Origin of the sequence: Prevotella veroralis (assembly GCF_018127765.1) — a bacterium.
Classification (GTDB): domain Bacteria; phylum Bacteroidota; class Bacteroidia; order Bacteroidales; family Bacteroidaceae; genus Prevotella; species Prevotella veroralis.
This window is the reverse complement of sequence record NZ_CP072331.1, coordinates 578,178-598,189: the sequence shown is the minus strand read 5'-3', so window position 1 is coordinate 598,189 and position 20,012 is coordinate 578,178. Positions and strand designations below refer to the sequence as shown.

Annotated in this window: 19 protein-coding genes and 3 pseudogenes; 11 read left to right on the top strand and 11 right to left on the bottom strand. The window is 38.6% G+C overall.

The genetic code is table 11. The features are described from left to right. Positions 1-2 precede the first annotated feature (2 nt). The 3 genes and pseudogenes from J5A55_RS10575 to J5A55_RS10565 form a co-directional block, all read right to left on the bottom strand. A complete protein-coding gene (locus J5A55_RS10575; protein ID WP_004384019.1) occupies positions 3-497 on the bottom strand; it encodes a hypothetical protein in 495 nt (164 codons plus the stop codon). Positions 498-1,242: 745 nt separating this feature from the next. Further along, positions 1,243-2,403: pseudogene (locus J5A55_RS12415) on the bottom strand (RHS repeat domain-containing protein); the annotation flags it as partial. Between the two features lie 346 nt (positions 2,404-2,749). Further along, positions 2,750-3,295 (bottom strand): hypothetical protein, encoded by a 546-nt coding sequence (locus J5A55_RS10565; RefSeq protein ID WP_004384023.1) that lies wholly within the window; start codon positions 3,293-3,295, stop codon positions 2,750-2,752. A 200-nt stretch (positions 3,296-3,495) separates the two neighbouring features. On the opposite strand from J5A55_RS10565, the gene hxsA2 reads away from it, so the two are divergent. After that, the gene (gene hxsA2, locus J5A55_RS10560) at positions 3,496-3,759 is read left to right on the top strand and encodes a His-Xaa-Ser repeat protein HxsA2 (protein WP_082239135.1); all 264 of its coding nucleotides are present in this window, start codon (positions 3,496-3,498) and stop codon (positions 3,757-3,759) included. Between the two features lie 38 nt (positions 3,760-3,797). Here hxsA2 and J5A55_RS10555 read toward each other — a convergent pair whose 3' ends face one another. From J5A55_RS10555 to J5A55_RS10545, 3 genes are read right to left on the bottom strand one after another with little or no spacing between them, the layout of a single operon-like run. After that, a complete protein-coding gene (locus J5A55_RS10555; protein WP_004384025.1) occupies positions 3,798-4,424 on the bottom strand; it encodes a hypothetical protein in 627 nt (208 codons plus the stop codon). After that, positions 4,408-4,971, bottom strand: a complete 564-nt coding sequence (locus J5A55_RS10550; RefSeq protein WP_004384026.1) for a hypothetical protein — start codon at positions 4,969-4,971, stop codon at positions 4,408-4,410. Before J5A55_RS10550 ends, J5A55_RS10555 begins: the two co-directional genes overlap by 17 nt. A 1-nt stretch (position 4,972) precedes the next feature. After that, positions 4,973-5,713, bottom strand: a complete 741-nt coding sequence (locus tag J5A55_RS10545) for a TIGR04255 family protein (protein WP_004384027.1) — start codon at positions 5,711-5,713, stop codon at positions 4,973-4,975. 422 nt (positions 5,714-6,135) lie between these two features. Here J5A55_RS10545 and J5A55_RS12590 point away from each other — a divergent pair. The 8 genes and pseudogenes from J5A55_RS12590 to J5A55_RS10505 form a co-directional block, all read left to right on the top strand. Then, a pseudogene (locus J5A55_RS12590) lies at positions 6,136-6,393 on the top strand (helicase); the annotation flags it as partial. A 245-nt stretch (positions 6,394-6,638) separates the two neighbouring features. Continuing rightward, positions 6,639-6,857 (top strand): helix-turn-helix domain-containing protein, encoded by a 219-nt coding sequence (locus J5A55_RS10535; RefSeq protein WP_004384029.1) that lies wholly within the window; start codon positions 6,639-6,641, stop codon positions 6,855-6,857. 83 nt (positions 6,858-6,940) lie between these two features. Continuing rightward, a complete protein-coding gene (hsdR, locus tag J5A55_RS10530) occupies positions 6,941-9,235 on the top strand; it encodes an EcoAI/FtnUII family type I restriction enzme subunit R (RefSeq protein ID WP_039851507.1) in 2,295 nt (764 codons plus the stop codon). 2 nt (positions 9,236-9,237) lie between these two features. Then, complete coding sequence (locus tag J5A55_RS10525; RefSeq protein ID WP_004384032.1) at positions 9,238-10,764, top strand: class I SAM-dependent DNA methyltransferase; 1,527 nt, start codon at positions 9,238-9,240, stop codon at positions 10,762-10,764. A gap of 11 nt (positions 10,765-10,775) precedes the next feature. After that, positions 10,776-11,792 carry a hypothetical protein gene (locus J5A55_RS10520; RefSeq protein ID WP_004384033.1) on the top strand — a complete coding sequence of 339 codons (1,017 nt, stop codon included), beginning with the start codon at positions 10,776-10,778 and terminating at the stop codon, positions 11,790-11,792. Continuing rightward, on the top strand, positions 11,785-12,267 hold the full coding sequence (locus J5A55_RS10515) for a type II toxin-antitoxin system death-on-curing family toxin (protein WP_004384034.1): 483 nt from the start codon (positions 11,785-11,787) through the stop codon (positions 12,265-12,267). The genes J5A55_RS10520 and J5A55_RS10515 overlap by 8 nt, the downstream gene beginning before the upstream one ends. 2 nt (positions 12,268-12,269) lie before the next feature. After that, entirely contained in the window at positions 12,270-12,767 is a 498-nt protein-coding gene (locus J5A55_RS10510; protein ID WP_004384035.1) for a hypothetical protein, read from the top strand. Between the two features lie 15 nt (positions 12,768-12,782). Then, positions 12,783-14,249 (top strand): restriction endonuclease subunit S, encoded by a 1,467-nt coding sequence (locus tag J5A55_RS10505; RefSeq protein ID WP_249118607.1) that lies wholly within the window; start codon positions 12,783-12,785, stop codon positions 14,247-14,249. Here the strand turns inward: J5A55_RS10505 and J5A55_RS10500 are convergent. Next, positions 14,246-15,589: a restriction endonuclease subunit S gene (locus J5A55_RS10500; RefSeq protein ID WP_211802943.1), complete on the bottom strand. Its 1,344-nt coding sequence runs from the start codon at positions 15,587-15,589 to the stop codon at positions 14,246-14,248. The two genes, J5A55_RS10505 and J5A55_RS10500, sit on opposite strands and share 4 nt — an antisense overlap. Before the next feature lie 92 nt (positions 15,590-15,681). Here J5A55_RS10500 and J5A55_RS10495 point away from each other — a divergent pair, with 92 nt between their 5' ends. Then, positions 15,682-16,485 carry a tyrosine-type recombinase/integrase gene (locus J5A55_RS10495; RefSeq protein WP_004384038.1) on the top strand — a complete coding sequence of 268 codons (804 nt, stop codon included), beginning with the start codon at positions 15,682-15,684 and terminating at the stop codon, positions 16,483-16,485. Here J5A55_RS10495 and J5A55_RS10490 read toward each other — a convergent pair. Next, positions 16,475-16,899: pseudogene (locus tag J5A55_RS10490) on the bottom strand (plasmid mobilization protein). The gene J5A55_RS10495 and the pseudogene J5A55_RS10490 overlap by 11 nt on opposite strands. Before the next feature lie 251 nt (positions 16,900-17,150). Between J5A55_RS10490 and J5A55_RS10485 the strand changes: the two are divergent. Beyond that, on the top strand, positions 17,151-18,812 hold the full coding sequence (locus tag J5A55_RS10485; protein ID WP_211802930.1) for an IS1182 family transposase: 1,662 nt from the start codon (positions 17,151-17,153) through the stop codon (positions 18,810-18,812). 113 nt (positions 18,813-18,925) lie between these two features. Here J5A55_RS10485 and J5A55_RS10480 read toward each other — a convergent pair whose 3' ends face one another. The 3 genes from J5A55_RS10480 to J5A55_RS10470 are packed head-to-tail and all read right to left on the bottom strand — an operon-like array spanning position 18,926 to position 20,007. Continuing rightward, positions 18,926-19,432, bottom strand: coding sequence for a DUF3408 domain-containing protein (locus J5A55_RS10480; protein WP_004381924.1), 507 nt, complete (start codon positions 19,430-19,432; stop codon positions 18,926-18,928). Next, the gene (locus J5A55_RS10475) at positions 19,429-19,734 is read right to left on the bottom strand and encodes a helix-turn-helix domain-containing protein (protein ID WP_004384045.1); all 306 of its coding nucleotides are present in this window, start codon (positions 19,732-19,734) and stop codon (positions 19,429-19,431) included. Before J5A55_RS10475 ends, J5A55_RS10480 begins: the two co-directional genes overlap by 4 nt. 3 nt (positions 19,735-19,737) lie before the next feature. Continuing rightward, a complete protein-coding gene (locus tag J5A55_RS10470) occupies positions 19,738-20,007 on the bottom strand; it encodes a helix-turn-helix domain-containing protein (RefSeq protein ID WP_082239140.1) in 270 nt (89 codons plus the stop codon). Positions 20,008-20,012 lie beyond the last annotated feature (5 nt).

Below are 20,012 nucleotides of genomic sequence, written 5' to 3'. Positions count from 1 at the left end.
AGTCAAGTATTTTCTAAATAATATAAGATCTTAAAATCTTTAATATCAATTCTTGGCTGTATATTCTTTATCTCAACTATTCTTTTATTAGAGTTTGGTGCTATGTGTTTTCCTACAATTTTATATAAATATAAACTGCTTTTAGCACACTTGAAATAGAAGCGACGATTATAGAGATTATTTCCTCCACCGTAAAAGGCTTCAAGTATAAAGCCGGTTCTATATTTCCTTATATTAACGTTAATGTTTTTTATTTCTTCAGAAGAAGGTAAATTTATTCTTGTAATTTCTTGTTTGTTTTTTTTGATAGAGAGTGTTTCAGAATAAATACCTTTTTCTGTAAATCCATTAAGTAATTGAACAACAAAACATACTTTTTCTTGTATTCGTATAACAATGGAAGATTTTATATCATATGTTTGTAATACTGACTTATTACCCTTCCCTATTTGAAAGGGAAAGGTAATAAGTATAGCCAAAGTTATAATATGTTTCATCTTTTTTCTGTTCTCCAAAATATTGAATGTCCAGCAGTCCCTGTAGCTTTTAAATTACGTGAGGATCCTGAAGCATTCGGTCAACTATAGCTAAAAGAACCATTCTGCCAATTTGTTTTATCCGTGAATACGGATGCAGGAATTGTATATTTCTTGCCATAATATTTAACAGTTCTTTTGGGATATTGGGAAAGCTGACTATTAAGAAAATCATTATATATATTTTGGGGAATAGTTATCGTATGATACTCTTCAAATTTATTTTGGGGAGTACCATTAGGAGAATTCAATCCCCAAGCTAGAAAATCTGTACCATCCCAAAGCGTAGCACCTCCCGTAGGGTCTGTTCCACCAGACATAATGTTGATTACACCTGCTCTTGCAGCTTTTGCGGTTGTAGAGTTATCAGAAGTAGATAAAGGCGTTTTCTTTGACTTTGGAACGGAAGAATACCCCGACATCAGTTTCTTATATAAAGAAGTTTTGGATTCTTTCGCAGCATTACTTGCTGTGTGGGCTATCCATAAGTATTCCTTTGCATCTGCTGTTGTTCCTTCTTGCTTTACAATAGATGAACTTATCTGGAATTGGGTATGATTATCAGTAAGCTGAGATAATCCTTTGTATCCTGTTATGTTTCCGTTTTTATCATAAGCAGCAATACCTGTAAAAGCCAGGTCTTTCCCTTTTTCATATCTTCCATCATTTCCTAAATATGTACCATCTTTACTATAAATAGGCCATAAACCATGAGGATCTATAAGGATAAGCGGATTATTAAACATAAAATTATATGGTGTCAAATTTAAGCCCATTTCAGCCAATGGATCTACACTCATCCACAGACTCAGCCTCGGCTCATAGTACCTCGCACCATAATAGTACATACCCGTCTCCTCATCAAATTCCTTGGCGTTGAAGAGGTAAGGCGTATTCCAAGTGTTGTTGCGTTCCTCGATGAACACTTCACCAAATGGCACATACTCGATATGCTGAGATACCTCGCCGTCAAGGTTCGTGATGTAACTCGAGCTGCCCAGGTGGTCAGGGTGGTAGTAGAACTGCATCTTCTCGTACTCATCATTGGGCTTAAAGTTGCCGTCGATGGCCGCCCGCATCATGGCTTTCGCCTGTGCTGCCTCCGGCGTACCATCATTGCAGCAGAACCCCTGACCGTTCACATAGTCGTCATTGTCCTGACCGTTGTATGGGATGTCAAAGGTACGATAATTTTCCTTGATAGCCTGCAACTGCTCGCCATATTTTTCTTGTAGTCCACCGTCAAGCCATCAGCCTCATTACCTGCATACGGTATTCGTCTTGGGTCTGCACCGTAGCTTGCGAGGTCGCCGAGCTTGCTGACGATTCTCTGGCTGCCAACGTAGATGTGCTTGGTATATTTGCCACCTTGCCCTGCCACTAAGTATGGGCTGACATACAGGCTGAACCTTGCTGTACCGGTATTGCCCCCCGAGAATTCGGAATTGACATAGATGGCTTCGTTTTCGCCCGAGGTCTTCACCGTGCGCTCACCGTCGGCATCATACCAATAGTTGCTCACAAAGCCATTCTCATCGGCTGCAAGGAGTCTATTCTCTTCGTCCCACTTATACTTCTGCTCACTTGCCTTGTCGTCTTCCTTGCCGTCACGCTTGACACGAGAGGTGTTGATATAGACAAGATTTCCGTTGAGGTCATACTCGTACTTGTGTCCGTTGTTGATAGTCGTGCTGTCCGTAGGCGTTTCTTCCGTGCGGTAATTGATATCACGCACATTGTCGAGCCGGAACTTCTTGCCGTCTCCCTTCTGATAGGTATAGGTGAGGTCGTAGCCGGCATTGAGCGTGCCCTCGAACTGTACACCTGTCTGCGAGAGATGCTGCTTCTTGCTCGTGATACGGTGCATGTTGTCGTAGCCCATGGCAAGGGTGTAGGATGCCGTCTTGTTATTGGCACCGGCATACGTTCCCGTTGCGCTTGCCAAACGATACAATGGGTCGTAGGTATAACTATGGCTCATCCGGCCGCCAGCCTTGCCGCTCTGTGGGAGTGGAGCATTGTTCTGAATGCCCTTTGCGCTTGCCGATGGGCTACGTCTTTGATTTTACTTCAAATTCTATCATACTCTTTAATTGTTTATGGTTATCACTTATGTAACGTTGTTTTTTCTGTTTATTGCTTACGGCTTTTAATAACAATATATGGGTGTTAAGAGGTATTTAAATACTAAAGAATCTGGGGCTCTCATTTCACTAACACTCTACTATGAACATTTCCAATATAGAATTATCTACCACTAAGGAGAATGACCAAACCTTAGGCATTAGGGAATTTATAAGTTCTTCAAAATTATTCTTAAGTACTTCCTTTATTGTCTGCCGTTCTATGCTATTATAAAAGTGCCAAGATAGATATTTTCCCCAAAGACGAATCGCTTCACGGTAACCATCTGCTTGTATTTGTCTTACATATGTTCCTCCCTTAAATAAAACAATAATATTAAAAGTTTGCAGTTCTGAAGGAAGATGACAATGCTGAACAATATATGCTTCAATTATTTTTCCATTGACTTTTTCATATAAGCAACTAATATGATGTAACTTCTTCAAGGGTATTTCCTCTATATCTCCACTATATATATGTTGCTTCGCTTTAGACTTGCTAATATTACCAATATGTGGAAATTTCAACGCGTCAACCCATTGGTTCATAGCAACTTTCATAGAAACTGCATCTATTTGTAAAACGTCTATTTTTTCCCCATATTGATAATTGGTTATAAAAGTATATTTGTCCATCACCTATTACCTTTATGGTTTCTACTATGGTTTTCACCACTGAAATTTCTACGTTCATTGGCCCGATTCATTTGTCTCTTTAATTTTTCTATTTGCTTTTTTACTTCAGGTGTTTTATTAGGTGAAGACTTTAATTTGTCGTATTGCCGCTTATATTCTTCATATCTATCTCCATTTGCTTCTTTCTTTTTCTGGTTAGCATGAGGAGAATTCTTATTACCAGAAGAAACGTCTCTGCAATCCTTGCAGGTGCAAGCTATTGTTCCTCTGTTAGTGAGAAGATTGTCGCTAAGGTAACCAACAGTGACACTCATATCGAACAGCAGCAGGAGCAATCATTGGTGTTGGAACAGTCCTCTGCCGAGTTTAAACTACTCGCCAGCCACAGTTCTCACAGCAGCCACAGTTCGCATAGTTCACACAGTTCTCATCGCTCTCATAGTTCACACTATTCGAGCAAATAAGAACTTTACATCCTAAAAAGGAGGAATATTCCTCCTTTTTAGGATGATTTTAAATATAAATAGTCTGGAATTGCAGTATATGACTTTAATTCTCTTGATATTATATCTGCAATCAAAAAATCTCTAGCACTTTTCCATATCCTTTTTTTCTTCTTATCATTTAAATCTAAAGAACTAATCTCTTTATTTTCGCAATTTAATAGTCTAATGGAAATATGCCAAAAGTTACATTTTGTTGGAGTATGAAATATCATAAAATGACATTTTTGTTCTCCAACTTCAGGCAAATCGCACTTTAATAAATTATCTATTGGAATGAAATAGAAACCTCTATTTTCATCTTTAAAACACTCATTGTCTGCTGGTATTAATCCCATTGTATCTTCTTCCCACAACTCACAATAGGAATGTCTATATTCTTTGTTTATTCCGTAAAAAATGTCATCTACTTTAAATACTCCTAAAAGGTTATTTGACAAATCACGAAGATGGTCACTTTGAATTTGAATACAATCAGGATGTAATACATTAGAGTTATCAATCCATTGTACTTTATCACTTTCTATATGACGAATAAGAACAAGACCTGATTGAGTAAGTAATTTGTCTTGTTCTATAAAATGATATTGGGAATATGGTAAAATATGCTTAGGATAAATTCCCATATAGTCCCTCCGCCTGAAATATTTTGAATACGCGTTGAATACTATTTTCAATATTGTCTTCAATGACATATTTACCGTTTGGAGTAGATATATTAACCAATGTTTCAACGTCATTTTCTTCAAAAAACAAATTAAAAAATATTTTTACGTCCTTTTTTTGTCCATACATAAATAAACATTCCTCTTCTTGTGAAATGTCTGTAAACAATAAATCTAATGACAATTGCATAAGTCCATTTCGCATTTCTTCAAAGGCTGTAATTACAAATTGCTCAGAAGAGGATGCGAATACTTTTGGTGCGTTTTTTATAAAAGTTTGAACTTTTGTAAAATCACCAATTTGCCTACTTATGCTTTGTTCTTTGTCAATAATTTCTTCAGTCGAAGATGTGTGATACTCCCTATCTTTATATGCATTCAAAAAAAAGAGTGTACTATCATCAATACAATTCTCATTTTCGCTTGCATTGATAATATATTCATTTATAATAGGTGTGCTAAAATAATCATATACACAAGACTCTATGTATGGCGCATTTGCAATCATCTTAATATTCAGGATTTAAAGATTGAATAAAATCTTTCTTCAAAAGACCAAAGAAAGTTTCCTTTTCAACCATATGAATTTTATCCAATAAGGATATAACCATTTCTATAGAATCTGAGTTTTCAAAACTCTCATATATATTTACATCAAACAAAGAAGCAGAATACTCTTTACCCTTAGGAGTCCTCCTTTTTGTTTTATTTACTAATGACACAAAAATCTTTGTATTTCCATCTATACGGTTAAGCTTTATTTCCTGACTTCTAAATCGATCCGTTTCATCTCCAATACAAATATTCCCGTTAATATAATCTATAATATCAATGTCCTGATATTCGCTAATATAACGTATTTGAACACGATTATAATCTTTGGCAATTTTACATTCTTGCATTGCTGTAATGATATCCTTGATTTCTTTTTGGTAAATGTTCCATCCTACATAATGTCCCATATTACAATTAAAGGACAGGCTGTTACCTTGCATTACAAAACGAATGTGTTCTTTTATAAAAATGCCATATGTGATATTCTCTTTACCTCTCTCCACAGAAACTGCCATTTTCCCATTTTTATCTAACCGAACACTTACTTGTGGAGCTGGTATGTAATTGTATCCCAATTCTTGTATACGTGCAGAAATCATTCCCGCCCATAATTCAGGAGGACATATTGGATTCATTCGGATTTCGATGATAGTCTCTATGAGATTATCAGGATTTATTTTTTTTGGCAGATTCATATCCTTTGTTTTAATGATATACAGCTATTTCAAGTACAAAGGTAGTGATTTTTAAATTACTTCTATCATACTTACCTCGAAAATTACTGTGACTTGTTTTTATTTAACCATAACGTAGAGTCAACCAGCAAGTGCAAAATTACAAAACATGTTTGAAGAACTCTCGTTTTGGTGTAGAAAAGTTTAATTTTTCTCTCGGTCTTTCTTCAATTTCATACAGTGAAGTTTTCTATGAATTTCTTGAAATCCGTATACCTTCTTGTGAAAAATTTATATCTTTGCAAACAAGAATAAAGAGTTCTTTGAGGCATTGCAGAATAAAGAAAGGGAAAGGAACTCGCTCGTTTCCAAATCGTTCACCTTTTATTATTCTTATTTATGCTTTCTTTTTGTAATCAGCCGATTACATTCGCTTCTATTACTTTTATGCGGAGATTTGCGATTTTCGTACTGCCAAGGACATCGGCATCGACCGCCCTGAGAAGAATGAGATACTGCACAACATTCCGCCTACACCCGAGCAGGAAGTCTTTATCAGCAAGCTGATGGAGTTTGCCAAGAGTGGCGATGCCACAATCTTGGGACGAGCACCACTGAGTGAGAGCGAGGAAAAGGCAAAGATGCTTATTGCAACCGATTATGCCCGCAAAAGATTCAAAAATATTGTATCTCTCAGATAATCAATAGAATAAGAAAGAATAAAGAATAAAAGGGTTACGAGTTGGAAACGAGCGAGTTACTTTCTCTTTCTTTATTCTACATCGCTTCAAAGAACACTTAATCTTCTGATGCAAAGATAATCATTTTCCGATGAAATACAATTCTAAGACAAGAATTTTATGCGGAAAAATCAATTACGCTTAATATTGTTTGCTCAAATAATATTAAAAATGTATCTTTGTGCTTATATGTTCTACAATATACAATGGTAAATCAACAGATGAAGGCGATAAATAGGATTAAAGCTGTTTTAGCGGAAAAACAATTGTCAGGCAAATGGTTGGCAAATGAAATAGGTCGTACAGAGAATACTGTTTCTCGGTGGTGCGCCAACAAGGTGCAGCCATCTCTTGAAAACTTACTTGAAATCGCGGAAGTCTTGAAAGTCGATATAAGGGATTTGCTTAGATCCTCGCAAGAGTAATGCTACAATTTCCCTTATAAGTTTTTTATAATCGTAAACTTCTCATAATAAAATACTATGTGAAGATGATACAGGCAAGAATTATGAGTAAAAAGGATTTGACAGAAGAAGATATAAAGTTGCGTTTCATCACACCTGCAATTAATAAGGCAGGATGGAAGAATGAACATATCCGAATGGAATATTACTTTACTGATGGTAGGGTTATTTTCCAAGGTAAGGTGCATGCACGTCAAACAGGTAAGAAGGCTGACTATCTCTTGTTTCATGCTGCTAATAAGCCTATCGCTATTATAGAAGCTAAAGATAATAATAAACCACTTGGAGGAGGAATGCAGCAGGCAATGGAATATGCTCAGATTCTTGATATTCCTTTTGCATACAGTTCTAACGGAGATGGATTTTTAGAGCATGATTTCCTGACTGGGAAAGAAACTGAACTTTCATTGGAACAGTTTCCAACGCCTGATGCTTTGTATCAACGGATTATCAATGCTAAACAGTTGAATAACGAGGCTTTGAAAATCATAGAGCAACCGTTCTATTCTGATTCATATACCTATGAGCCTCGATATTATCAACGTATAGCAGTAGAGCGTACTGTTGAAGCCATTGCCAAAGGTAGAGATAGGGTGCTGATTGTTATGGCTACGGGTACAGGCAAGACTATTACTGCCTTTCAAATCATTCATCGTTTGAAAGCTTCTGGCACAAAGAAAAAAATATTATACCTTGCAGACCGTAATATTCTGATAGACCAAACGATGGTACAGGACTTCAAACCTTTTAAAAAGGTTATGACCAAAATACAAGGTGCAACCATCGACTCTGCCTATGAAGTCCATATGGCTTTATATCATCAATTGGTTTCTAATGAAGAAGGAGTGGAAGATCCTTTTAAACAAGTTCAGCCAACTTTCTTTGATCTTATAATTGTTGACGAGTGCCACCGTGGTAGTGCGAAAGATGATAGTGCATGGCGCAAAGTACTTGAGTATTTCAGTACTGCAACTCAAATCGGTATGACTGCTACGCCAAAGGCTGAGAATGGAGCTAATAACCTTGATTACTTTGGTGAACCTGTGTTTACCTATTCACTCTTACAAGGAATACAGGATGGCTTCCTTGCTCCTTATCGAGTAACGAATTCCTATATTAGCATAGATCTCCAAGGTTTCAAGCCAAGCGATGACGAGAAAGACTTGCTGGGCAGGGATATAGTGCAACGTTTGTATGAGCGTAAGGATATTGGTAGAGATATAGCCTTCACCAAGCGCAGGGAGATAGTTGCCAAGCGTATTACAAAGATGCTGAAACAGATAGGCAGAATGACTAAGACAATTGTGTTCTGTACAGACATTGACGAGGCAGAGGCAATGAGGAGTTTATTAGTCAACCTGAATACAGACCTTTGTAACAGAGATCCACGTTACGTTATGCGTATAACTGGTGATGACAATGTGGGAAAGAAGCAGTTAGACAACTTTATTGATGTAGACCAGGCTTATCCGACAATCGTTACAACGTCTGAACTACTTGCTACTGGTGTAGACTGCAAGACCTGTGGGCTTATTGTAATTGATAAAGAAATTGGGTCTATGACGGAGTTCAAACAAATCATAGGACGTGGTACACGTCTAAGAACTGACAAGGGAAAATGGCATTTGGAAATATTGGATTTCCGCAATGCCACTGCTAAATTCAAAGACCCAAAATTTGATGGCGACCCCGAGCCGCCACAAGGAAAAGGTCCGAAGATTTATACCATACCTGATAAGTCGCCAACTATTGTCTCTGAACCTCAACGGGTTAAGTATCTTGTGGAGGGTGAACATATAGCTATCACTACGGAAATTGTGAGTGTTCTTGGTGAAGATGGTAGAACTATGCGTACAGAAAGTGTAACAGACTATACGCGTAAGCAGATTCGAAAGCGTTATGCTACCTTAAATGATTTTGTAAAGAATTGGACAGAAGCAGAGCGAAAGAAAGTAATTGTTGATGAACTGAAAGACTATAGTGTTCTTGTTGATGCTGTTAGAGAAAAGAATCCAGCATTGGCGCATGCAGACATCTTCGATGTGATATGTCATGTGGCATACGACCAACCACCTATGGCAAGACGTGAAAGGGCAAATAATGTCAAGAAGCGGAATTACTTTGCCAAATATGAAGGTAAGGCGCGAGAAGTGTTAGAGGCTCTTCTCGATAAATATGCGGATTATGGTATTTTGAATCTTGAAGACTCCGATATTCTTGATACTGCTCCATTCAATAAGATAGGCAAACCACAAAAGATAGTGAAACTATTTGGGGGAATAGATAAATATGAACAGGCTTTGAAAGAGCTTGAAAACGAAATATATAAGACAGCATAAAAATGGCAGTAAATAATATAGTAAAGCGTCTGCAAAATATCATGCGTCAAGATGCGGGTATCAATGGAGATGCACAACGTATTGAGCAGATGACATGGATGTTTTTCCTAAAGGTGTATGACACTCAAGAGGAAACATGGGAATATAAAGCCAGCAAGGAACGCACAACCTTTGAATCCATAATTCCTGAAAAATTACGGTGGAGGAATTGGGCAATAGATGAGAAAGATGGTGACGCCATGACTGGTGATGCCTTGCTTTCTTTCATCAACGATAAACTATTCCCTACCTTAAAAGGGCTTGAGGTGACACGTGAAACTCCTCGTAGCAAAGCTATTGTAAAAGAGGTGTTTGAGGATTTGAACCAATATATGAAGAATGGCATCCTGCTGCGTCAGGTTGTCAATGTCATCAACGAGATAGAGTTTGATGATGCAACCGATCGACATATGTTTGGTGACATCTATGAAGGTATACTTAAAGACCTCCAATCGGCAGGTAATGCTGGAGAGTTCTATACTCCTCGTGCATTGACTGATTTTATCATCCAGCAGCTTTCTCCTGTACTTGGTGAAACCGTAGGCGATTTCACATCGGGAACTGGAGGATTCCTTACTTCTGCTTTGAATTACTTACAGAAACAAGTAAAAACTACCGATGATAGGAGACTCTTTCAAAAGGCTGTTATTGGACATGAGTGGAAACCTCTACCTTACCTTCTCTCTATTACTAATCTTCTTTTGCATGACGTAGAATCGCCGAATATCCGTCATTGTGATTCGCTGGGAACAAAGATGTCTGATTTCAAGGAAGGAGACAAGGTAAATGTGATCGCAATGAATCCGCCATACGGTGGAAGTACTGATGCTGCCTCTAAAAGTAATTTCCCAATGGAATTTCGTTCAAGTGAGACAGCAGATCTATTCATGGTACTTATCATGTATAGACTGAAAGCTAATGGACGTGCAGCTGTCATTGTTCCTGATGGTTTCCTCTTTGGTACGGATGGAGCAAAATTGGCTATCAAGCAAAAGATGCTTCGAGATTTTAATCTCCACACTATTATTCGTTTGCCAGGTAGCATCTTTGCACCTTATACCAGTATCGCAACAAATATCCTGTTCTTCAATAATGAACGAGCTGAGGGAGCTGACGAAGGCTTCTCTACCAATAAAACATGGTTCTATCGTCTTGATATGCCAGAAGGGTATAAGCATTTCTCCAAGACAAAGTCAATGAGATTGGAGCATTGCCAACCTATCTGTGATTGGTGGAATGATCGTAAGGAAATAGCTTCGGATGAATTGGGAGAGAAAGCTCGCTGCTTTACTGCCAAAGAATTGGCTGAGTTGGATTTTAACTTCGATCAATGCAAGTTTCCTAAGGATGAGGAAGAGATACTTCCTCCAGCCGAACTCCTTGCTAACTATTTCATGAAGCGTAAGGCACTTGACGATGAGATAGATAAGACGCTGGCGGAAATACAGAAGATTTTAGGAATAGAAATCAATATAGATAAGCAACTTTAATTTGACGGACAATGAAAGACTTGACAGTTTCAAATATTGAACGCCAAAACGTACTCAATAATCGTTTTGCTATCAATAAAATACAGGAGCAACTTGATATTCCAGGTATGCTCTTTGAAGGAGAATATTGGTTGACAAAAAAAATGGTTGCCGAAATTTATGGTGTAGATGTTTCCACCATTGATAGATACCTTGCTTCTAATGGTGATGAGCTAAAGCATAATGGCTATGTTTTATGTAAGGGTAAATCACTGAAAGAGTTTAAGTTACAATTTGCTCACCTTATTAATGAGGCGAGCAAAACTACTCAGTTAGGTCTCTTTAATTTCAGAGCATTCCTTAATATGGGTATGCTGCTCACAGAGAGTGAAAGGGCAAAGAAATTGCGTAGTATGATTCTTGATTTGGTTATTGCTACAATACATGAAAAAACAGGTGGAGGGACAAAGTTCATCAACAGAAGGGATAGAAATTATATTCCAGCTGCTATAACAGAAGAAAATTATCGAAAGAATCTCACATCGGTAATCAGCCAATATGTACAAGGGCACCAAACATACAAGTACGCCCAAGTGACAGATCTTATCTACAAAGCAGTTTTCAAGGAGAATGCGAAAGAATACCGAGAAATACTACGTCTTGACAGTAAAGATAACGTGCGACATACATTGTACGCAGAGGTTCTATTGGTAATTTCGTCTTTTGAGAATGGCGTTGGCGCAGTGATACAAGAAGAATGCAAACAGAACGGTAAAGTGAAACTTACCATTGAGGAAGTTGAACGGATAGTTGGAGAACTGGCAGAACATCCGATGCAGAAGCCTTATCTCAATGACGCCAGAAGCAAAATGGCTTCGCGTGATTTTAGTTTCCGTGATGCCTATCATGGCAATATTGGCGAATATCTACAAGCTGTGTCTCCTGAAGAATTTGAACGATTTATAGGTGACCAGTCGGTAGATTTCGACCGTATATTGGAAAACAATAAGGATGTACTCAAACGGTTAAAACAGGCAGAGGATGAATAACGAAATACACTACATTTGCTACGAGGAAGCATTGGAGGTTTATCGCAAAATGATAGATGCCAGTGGTGGAGGCTTTGTTGGAGTTCGGGATGAGGGTGGCATACTTGCCACACTTGATTCCATTCAGAATGATGATTACTATCCAACATTTACCAAAAAGCTTTCCAGTCTTGTCTTCAGATTCTGTTCTGGACATTATTTCAATGATGGGAATAAGCGTATAGCTTTGACTTTAGGAGCATATTTCCTACATAAGAACAATTACCAATGGGAGGCTTGCATTTTCATGCGCCAGTTAGAAGCAATCGTATATCATGTTGCCGCTTCGCATATTTCCCAAGATATGCTTTTACGAATAATGGTATCATTCATGTCAGGACAGGATTATGATGAAGAGCTGAAGATAGACATTGCGAATGCAATAGGTGATGGTGAGTTAGGTATAAATGGTGAAGATTACAATAAAATGGACTGATTATGAAGATAATAAAGAAAATACTATTTCTGCTCTGTATGTGTTTTGGACTTATAGCCCAAGCTCAGACTGTAGGTTATACTTATAAAGCATTTGCCGCCGAAGGCTGCAATATGAAGTATAGTGTGGCAAAACAAGGAACTGAATATTCTATAGTTGCCACAGTTAGCTCAGACAGAATGACTTTTCTTAACGAGCCAACTATGAAGATTAAGACATTCACTGGTGAATATCTTGAACTGAAAGGGAAAGTGATAGGAGATCGAAGTCAATCGGCAGGTCTCATTAGTGGTAATATCGTAATTCCTGTAACAGAAATAACTTCCACTGCACAATTTAAAATTACTCCACTGCAATTTGAGGTTTTGAATGAAGGTGTTGCCAAAATTCGTTTGTCTATGACACCTATGAATCATGAACGTACATTCCAAAAAGATAAAATTGGGAAAAAGCTATATCAATTTTATCTGAAGGAGAAAAAGAAAGACGAAGACTTCTAAATTAATAGGAATACGATGAATGGTAAACAATTAAAAAATAGCATACTTCAGTGGGCGATACAGGGAAAACTTGTACCGCAAGACCCTAATGATGAACCAGCATCCGTACTGCTTGAAAAGATTCGTGCAGAAAAGGCAAGACTTGTAAAGGAAGGAAAAATCAAGAAAGATAAGAAAGAATCTATCATTTACCGTGGTGAGGACAATTCCTATTATGAGAAGTTTGCCGATGGTAAGGTGGTTTGCATAGATGATGAAATACCGTTTGAGATACCGCAGGGGTGGGAATTAGCTCGGTTTGGAAGTGTGATGTATAATCGAGATAGTGAAAGGATTCCCCTATCAGTTGCAGAAAGGAACAAGTTGACTAAAATATATGATTATTATGGGGCATCAGGAGTTATTGATAAAGTTGATAAATACCTGTTTAACAAAGATTTATTACTTATAGGTGAAGACGGTGCTAATCTAATAAATAGAAGTAAGCCTATTGCTTATATTGCAACAGGAAAGTATTGGGTAAATAATCATGCACATGTTCTTGATTGCATTGACTCCATATTTATGCAATATATTTGTCTTTATATTAATTCTATTTCATTAGTAGATTATGTGACGGGAACCGCTCAACCAAAAATGAATCAAGAAAAAATGAATTCGATTCTATTAGTTCTTCCTCCGCATAATGAGCAGAAACGTATTTTACAAAAGGTTGATAAAATTCAACCTCTATATGTAAGATATGAAAAGAACAAATCAAGATTAGAGGCTCTTACAAAAACGCTATACACAAACCTGCGTAAAAGTATCTTACAAGAAGCCATGCAGGGTAAACTTATTCCGCAAGATCCAAATGATGAGCCAGCATCCGTTCTTCTTCAACGCATTAGAGAGGAGAGGCTAAAGCTTGTTAAGGATGGCAAGTTGAAAAAAAAAGATATCGTGGATTCCTTAATCTTCAAAGGTGATGATAACAAGTATTATGAGCAGGTAGATGGAACAGCTATCCAAATTGAATCAGATTATGACTTTCCAAATACATGGGCAGTTGTTAAACTTTCCCATATTTGCAGGCTCATTGATGGTGAAAAGAAAGAAGGTCAACATATTTGTCTTGATGCCAAGTATTTGCGTGGTAAATCTACAGGTACTTATTTGGACAAAGGGAAGTTTGTAGCCAAGGGAAATAACATCATTCTTGTAGACGGAGAAAACTCAGGTGAAGTTTTTACTGTTCCTCATGACGGCTATATGGGTAGCACTTTTAAACAACTTTGGATAAGTGAAGCTATGCACCAACCATACGTTCTTTACTTTATTCAATTCTACAAGGAACTGCTACGTAACTCTAAAAAAGGGGCAGCTATACCGCATCTGAACAAAGAAATATTCTATTCCCTCTTGATTGGTATTCCACCATATCAAGAGCAAATAAGAATCGCTCGTAAAATAGACATCATAGTGAACGAGATAAAGGGCTAATTGTTCTCTATCTTATTATATAGTAATTCTATTCTGCTTGATATACGTTTCTGTTCGGCAAGTGGAGGAATTGGAATTATCAAATCTTTTAAGACATCCAAGGTGATAGCTTTAAAAGTGCTACCAGTTCCTTTTTCAATCAAATTTTTCTTATGAGCGAGTATCCAATAGTATAAGAAATCTGTCTTTATTTTGGCATAACCTATTATAGCTGCGAGACCTCTACCAATCGCAATTTGACGTTGTACAATATTGACATCTCCAATTGGGGCTCTAATACAAACTAAAAGACTCCCTATATTTGCTATGCGAGGTGGATTCTTACACCATTTACCTGAAGGAGAAATATACTTTTCTGTAAAGTATATTTTTCCTTGGTGGAATTCATACGCATTATCTTCTTTTTCAGCTTCAAATACATCATTCCCGTCAGGTGATTGCCCCATAATAATCTTTGCTACTCCAGACAGCCTGCTCCATGTCCAACTATCAGGTATGCTAAAAGGAATCTCTTCTGTAATTTCCGTTATACTCTTTCCTACCTGCTCATAATACTTGTTATCATCACCTTTATAGATGATAGAATCAACTACGTCTTTCTTTTTCAATTTCCCCTCCTTAACAAGTCTTTGTTTCTCTTCTTTAATACGTTGAAGAAGAACAGATGCTGGCTCATCATTTGGGTCTTGTGGAATAAGCTTGCCTTGGATAGCCTCTTGAAGTATGGATTTATGGAGTTTAGACCTTAAAGATGTATTCATGTCATATATAGCATCAGACATTATTCCATAAGTATTTATTTTCGGTACAAGTACATCAAGTTTATCGAGAATCCTTTGTTGTTCATTATATGGTGGTAAAGGGAACATTGCCTCAGCAACCTTGTCACTATTAAGGTTTTTTACGACCGCTCCGCTAACCTTCCCTGCAAACTGAGAAAAAGCATAGCCAGAAGAAAGGAGGTAATACAAAAACTTTTGTTTAAAAGATGTTCCAATTGGAGATATCACCAACCAACCATCATGAATGCAACCGTCCACATTTGTAATGTATGGTCTACCAAAACTCATAGAATTGGTTAGAAGGAAGTCACCTTTATGTACTAAACGGCTTTTTGAGAGTCCTTCAACTGTAATTTTCTCTTTTGTAGAATTGATATACATCCCATCCTTCTCTGTATCGCCAATCTTAATCCAATTTATACCATCTAAAGAATCTGTTAGATATTCTTTGATTGGGCGAGGGGAACTACCGCGTGCAATTATAGAAACAAAGTTAAGCCTTACCCATGCCCACGTTAAAGGTATCTCAAACGGTATCTCATCATCTATGCAGACCACCTTACCATCGGCAAACTTCTCATAATAGGAATTAGGGAAAGTTGTTCTACCATAATATAAGAGAATATTCTCAGAATTTAAAATTTACAATTATGGTAGAATCATTTAAGACAGCTCTCAGAGAGAGCAACATGGCGGAGAATACCATTTCAGCATACGTTTATGCTGTCAATGACTACTTCTCCAAGCACAAAACGCTGAATAAGCGAAATTTACTTTTGTACAAAGCTAATATTATTGAACAGTTTAGACCTAAGACTGTAAATCTTCGTATTCAAGCCCTGAATAAGTTCTTGGAACACGTTGGCAAACCAAAGCTTCGCCTAAAATCAGTTAAGGTTCAACAACGCTCCTACTTGGAAAATGTAATCAGTCAAGCGGATTACATCTTCTTCAAGAAGAAACTCAAACAAGAGGAGAGTCTAATGTGGTATTTTGTTGTACGTTTCCTAACCGCTACTGGTGCTCGTGTTAGTGAACTTATTCAAATCAAAGTCGAACATGTTCGTATCGGCTACTTTGACATTTATTCCAAGGGTGGAAAGGTTAGACGACTATTTATCCCTAGGCATTTAAGGGATGAGGCTGAAAAGTGGTTTGAAGAAACACAGCAAACCACTGGCTACATCTTCCGCAATCGTTTTGGAGAGCGCATCACGACAAGAGGGATAGCCCAGCAACTCAAGAATTATGCCGAGCGTTATGGTCTAAACACCAATGTCGTTTATCCTCACTCCTTCCGCCATCGGTATGCTAAGAATTTCTTGGAAGCGTTCAACGACATAGCTCTATTAGCAGACCTGATGGGGCATGAGAGTATCGAGACCACTCGTATCTACTTGCGTCGCACAGCTTGCGAACAACAGGCTATTGTGGACAAGGTAATTACTTGGTAGCCTCCTTAGTATCAAAAGCTATTGTCAGCAGTATTGCCTGTATTTGCAATTTGAAGAGTGCCTCGGAATAGATTTCGAGCCTACGTATCATTCTTTGGGTTGTGGCAACTGTGTGATAGCTGCTGAGTGTCTTGACGGCTTCATTGTAGAGAACTCCTATTTTTCTTGTTAAGGTTACAATATTGTCCAACTCTCTCAGATAGGGCTGGACTGTCGTATCCTCTATGATGACCTTAAAGGATTCGTTCAGCAGGAGACCTCTGAGGTAGTCGCTCTTTGTCTTTGCTCCCGACTTTCGCTAAAGCTTGATTAACTTTTCTGATCTTCGGAATTAGTTATTCTGATGTGCCATCTATCCCATCGTGGGCAGGTGGCACATCTGCCGTCTGGCTTCTTTTGTTTCTGCTTTTTCATTGCTTTTTAATCACGACTTTGGAGTGATTTAATCCCCCCTTCGGGGCAAGGGTCTTTGTGGTACAAACGATAGTTTGTGGTACAAAGACACACCTTGCTAATGTAGAAAATGGGATTATAAGCCCATGCCGTGAGGGTGTGTCAAAATAGCCACACACTCTTTTTTATGCACAAAGCCCCGACTTTCTCAAGCCAGGGCTTTGCTATTTCCTAAAGTTTTTGTACCTTTAGGCATACAAAAAAATCTCATTATGACAAAGGTACACTTTCGTTCTTACATACACAAGAAAATGATTCTTTTTCCTCAAAGAATCGATAAGGATATCGCAGAAGATGATCCTGTTCGTCTTTTAGACGCCTTGGTGGATAATCTTATGTTGGATAATGTCTACAAGCTTTATAAGCCCAGTGGTCGCAAGCCTTATCATCCACAAATGATGCTCAAGGTGATTCTTTACGCCTATATGAATAATATCTATTCCTGCCGTCGTATAGAGTCGCTTCTCAAGCGTGACATTCATTTCATCTATCTGGCAGGATATGAGCAGCCTGATTTTATTACCATCAATCGTTTTCGTAATCGTGTGAAAAAGGAAATCAACAATATCTTCACACAAGTGGTATTAGTACTTGCAGCCAAAGGTTTGATAAGTCTTGACGTTGAATATATTGACGGCACAAAAATAGAATCGAAAGCCAACAAGTATACCTTCGTTTGGAAGAGAACCGTGGAAAAGAACCGCGCCAAGTTGCAGGAACAAATACGCACACTCTTGCTCCAGGTTGATGATGTCATAGCGCAGGACAATGCCGCTAAGACAGAAGGTGTCGAGTTTACTGCAGCTCTGCTCGATGAGATATCCGAGGAATTGAACAAGTCTTTGGAATCATCCCCTGAGCCTAAGACAAAAGAAGAGAAGCAGGCTGTTAGAACCAAGAAAAAACAGCTTAAAGAGCTTGAGAAGAAACGTAATAAACTCCAAGAGTATGACCAACACCTTGAGATTATGGGGGAGAGAAACTCCTACAGCAAGACCGACCTTGATGCTACGTTTATGCACATGAAGGAGGATGCTATGCGGAACGGACAGACTAAGCCTGGATATAATCTGCAGATAGCAACTGAGAACCAGTTTATCATCGACTTTGCACTCTATGCTAACCGTACAGATACGCTTACACTTCCTTCTTTCTTGGAGTCCTTCAACTCACGTTACCATCGTTATGCCAAGACAGTCGTAGCCGATTCAGGGTATGGCTCCGAGGAGAACTATCTGTTCATGGACGTACATAATATGGAAGCCTATGTGAAGTATAACTACTTCCATAAAGAGCAGCATCCACGCTATACACCTAACCCATTCTGTCCTGCAAGCCTTTATTATAATAAGGAACAGGATTTCTACGTCTGCCCTATGGGACAGCATATGAAGCGTATAGGCATGAAGCGTTCCCTAACCTCTAATGGATTCGTTACTTACAGTGTACGTTATCAGGCAGAACGCTGTGATGGTTGTCCGTTGAGAGGCTCATGTTTTAAGGCAAGAGGGAACAGAATTATAGAAGTAAACCATCAACTACAGCACTATAAACAAAAGGCACGGGAACTACTGACCTCGGAAGAAGGCATCAAGCATCGAGGACGAAGGTGCATAGAACCTGAAGCTGTTTTTGGACAAACAAAATATAATAAAGTCTACAAGAGATTTAGGCATTTGGGAAAAGACAAGGTCAATATGGACTTTGCCTTCTTTGCTATTGCCTTTAACATAGGAAAAATGTGCAAAAAAAATAATCTCAAGGAGCTAAAAGCTATTATGGAGGTACTTTTAGTCACCTTCAGATGCTCTATAGAAGTTTATATAAGCTATTGGAAGCCCAACAAATCATTTTATATGAAATTAGCGGCATAGCTGCAGTAAATAACGAATTATGCGGTAGATGAAGTAAAGAGGAGTAGAAAAGAGGATGTGTCCATTTTGACACACCCTCTCAGCGTAGGCTTGCATTCGAGGAATGCAGTACTTCAGAGTTTCCGCCATCTTTCCACATCATCTTTGTATTGGTCGAGATGTTCTCGAAGCACCTGCTCCACATATCCCGAAATACTTGCTCCCTGCTCGCCAATCTTCCGCACCACATAGTCAAGTCTCCTTTGAGTTTCCTCTGATACATACACGGCTTTGCGGTGACTGTTGCGAAAGGGCTGAAGATATTTCCCCTGAAACTCGGATAATTGCTTCCTGTCCCTTGTTTTTCCCATTCGTTGATGATTCTCTTCGGTAGAAGTAGCCCTTTCCGTTGGTGACAACTCTGTTTCTTGATAGGACGGTTGAGAATAGTCCTTGTGACTCTCCTTGTCATTTTGTTCCTCAACTTTAACAGGCTCAAATCTTTTCTTTTCCTCTTCATAATCTACGGGCTGGTCAAAATCGGGCAACTCTTCGGGCTTGCGGAGCTTAACGCCATAATTGCCCATATCTCGAAGGGCTTGTTCCAAACGCTGCCTTCTCTTTTCTTCTATGGTTGTCATGGCTTCTTGGATTTTGGGTAATAATGTCTTTCGAGCATAGCTTGTATGTCGCTTTGCCTGTAGAGTATCTTGCCGCCGATTTTACAGTAGGCTATCGTTCCGCTGTCCCGATAGTCTTGAAGTGTGCGGGTACTCAGACGTAACAGGCTGCAAACTTCCTCGCCCGTGAGGTAAACCTCTCCGCCAAGCATAGGGCGAGCCGCCAAGCAATAACGCTCCAACTTCTTCAATGTGCCCTGCATCAACTGAGAAAACATCTGCATCTGAGGGTCTTTCTGTGTAACGATTTCGTTCTCTATCATAGTTCATTCAGTTTTTGCGTTCAGTAAATCTGTGATGTCACTCTCCTTGTAATAACACTTGTGTCCAATCATTGAATAAGAAATTTTACCCGTATCTCTGTATGATTGCAGGGTACGCTTGCTGATGCCGAGTCTGCGACATACGGCTTCGTTGTCGAGCCATTCGTCCTTTTCGGGCGGATTGCCGATGAGTTGTTCGATACGATGGATAAAGTCTGCAAAGTCGGAGCAGTGCTGCTCCCATGTCTTGCAGTCGATAATGATAAGTTTCATTGCAT

What these genes read in the sequence shown, in the direction of transcription:
- J5A55_RS10575 (WP_004384019.1), bottom strand. Translation starts at nt 497, where the DNA reads ATGAAACATATTATAACTTTGGCTATACTTATTACCTTTCCCTTTCAA.
- J5A55_RS10565 (WP_004384023.1), bottom strand. Translation starts at nt 3,295, where the DNA reads ATGGACAAATATACTTTTATAACCAATTATCAATATGGGGAAAAAATA.
- hxsA2 (WP_082239135.1), top strand. Translation starts at nt 3,496, where the DNA reads ATGAGGAGAATTCTTATTACCAGAAGAAACGTCTCTGCAATCCTTGCA.
- J5A55_RS10555 (WP_004384025.1), bottom strand. Translation starts at nt 4,424, where the DNA reads ATGGGAATTTATCCTAAGCATATTTTACCATATTCCCAATATCATTTT.
- J5A55_RS10550 (WP_004384026.1), bottom strand. Translation starts at nt 4,971, where the DNA reads ATGATTGCAAATGCGCCATACATAGAGTCTTGTGTATATGATTATTTT.
- J5A55_RS10545 (WP_004384027.1), bottom strand. Translation starts at nt 5,713, where the DNA reads ATGAATCTGCCAAAAAAAATAAATCCTGATAATCTCATAGAGACTATC.
- J5A55_RS10535 (WP_004384029.1), top strand. Translation starts at nt 6,639, where the DNA reads ATGGTAAATCAACAGATGAAGGCGATAAATAGGATTAAAGCTGTTTTA.
- hsdR (WP_039851507.1), top strand. Translation starts at nt 6,941, where the DNA reads ATGAGTAAAAAGGATTTGACAGAAGAAGATATAAAGTTGCGTTTCATC.
- J5A55_RS10525 (WP_004384032.1), top strand. Translation starts at nt 9,238, where the DNA reads ATGGCAGTAAATAATATAGTAAAGCGTCTGCAAAATATCATGCGTCAA.
- J5A55_RS10520 (WP_004384033.1), top strand. Translation starts at nt 10,776, where the DNA reads ATGAAAGACTTGACAGTTTCAAATATTGAACGCCAAAACGTACTCAAT.
- J5A55_RS10515 (WP_004384034.1), top strand. Translation starts at nt 11,785, where the DNA reads ATGAATAACGAAATACACTACATTTGCTACGAGGAAGCATTGGAGGTT.
- J5A55_RS10510 (WP_004384035.1), top strand. Translation starts at nt 12,270, where the DNA reads ATGAAGATAATAAAGAAAATACTATTTCTGCTCTGTATGTGTTTTGGA.
- J5A55_RS10505 (WP_249118607.1), top strand. Translation starts at nt 12,783, where the DNA reads ATGAATGGTAAACAATTAAAAAATAGCATACTTCAGTGGGCGATACAG.
- J5A55_RS10495 (WP_004384038.1), top strand. Translation starts at nt 15,682, where the DNA reads ATGGTAGAATCATTTAAGACAGCTCTCAGAGAGAGCAACATGGCGGAG.
- J5A55_RS10485 (WP_211802930.1), top strand. Translation starts at nt 17,151, where the DNA reads ATGACAAAGGTACACTTTCGTTCTTACATACACAAGAAAATGATTCTT.
- J5A55_RS10480 (WP_004381924.1), bottom strand. Translation starts at nt 19,432, where the DNA reads ATGACAACCATAGAAGAAAAGAGAAGGCAGCGTTTGGAACAAGCCCTT.
- J5A55_RS10475 (WP_004384045.1), bottom strand. Translation starts at nt 19,734, where the DNA reads ATGATAGAGAACGAAATCGTTACACAGAAAGACCCTCAGATGCAGATG.
- J5A55_RS10470 (WP_082239140.1), bottom strand. Translation starts at nt 20,007, where the DNA reads ATGAAACTTATCATTATCGACTGCAAGACATGGGAGCAGCACTGCTCC.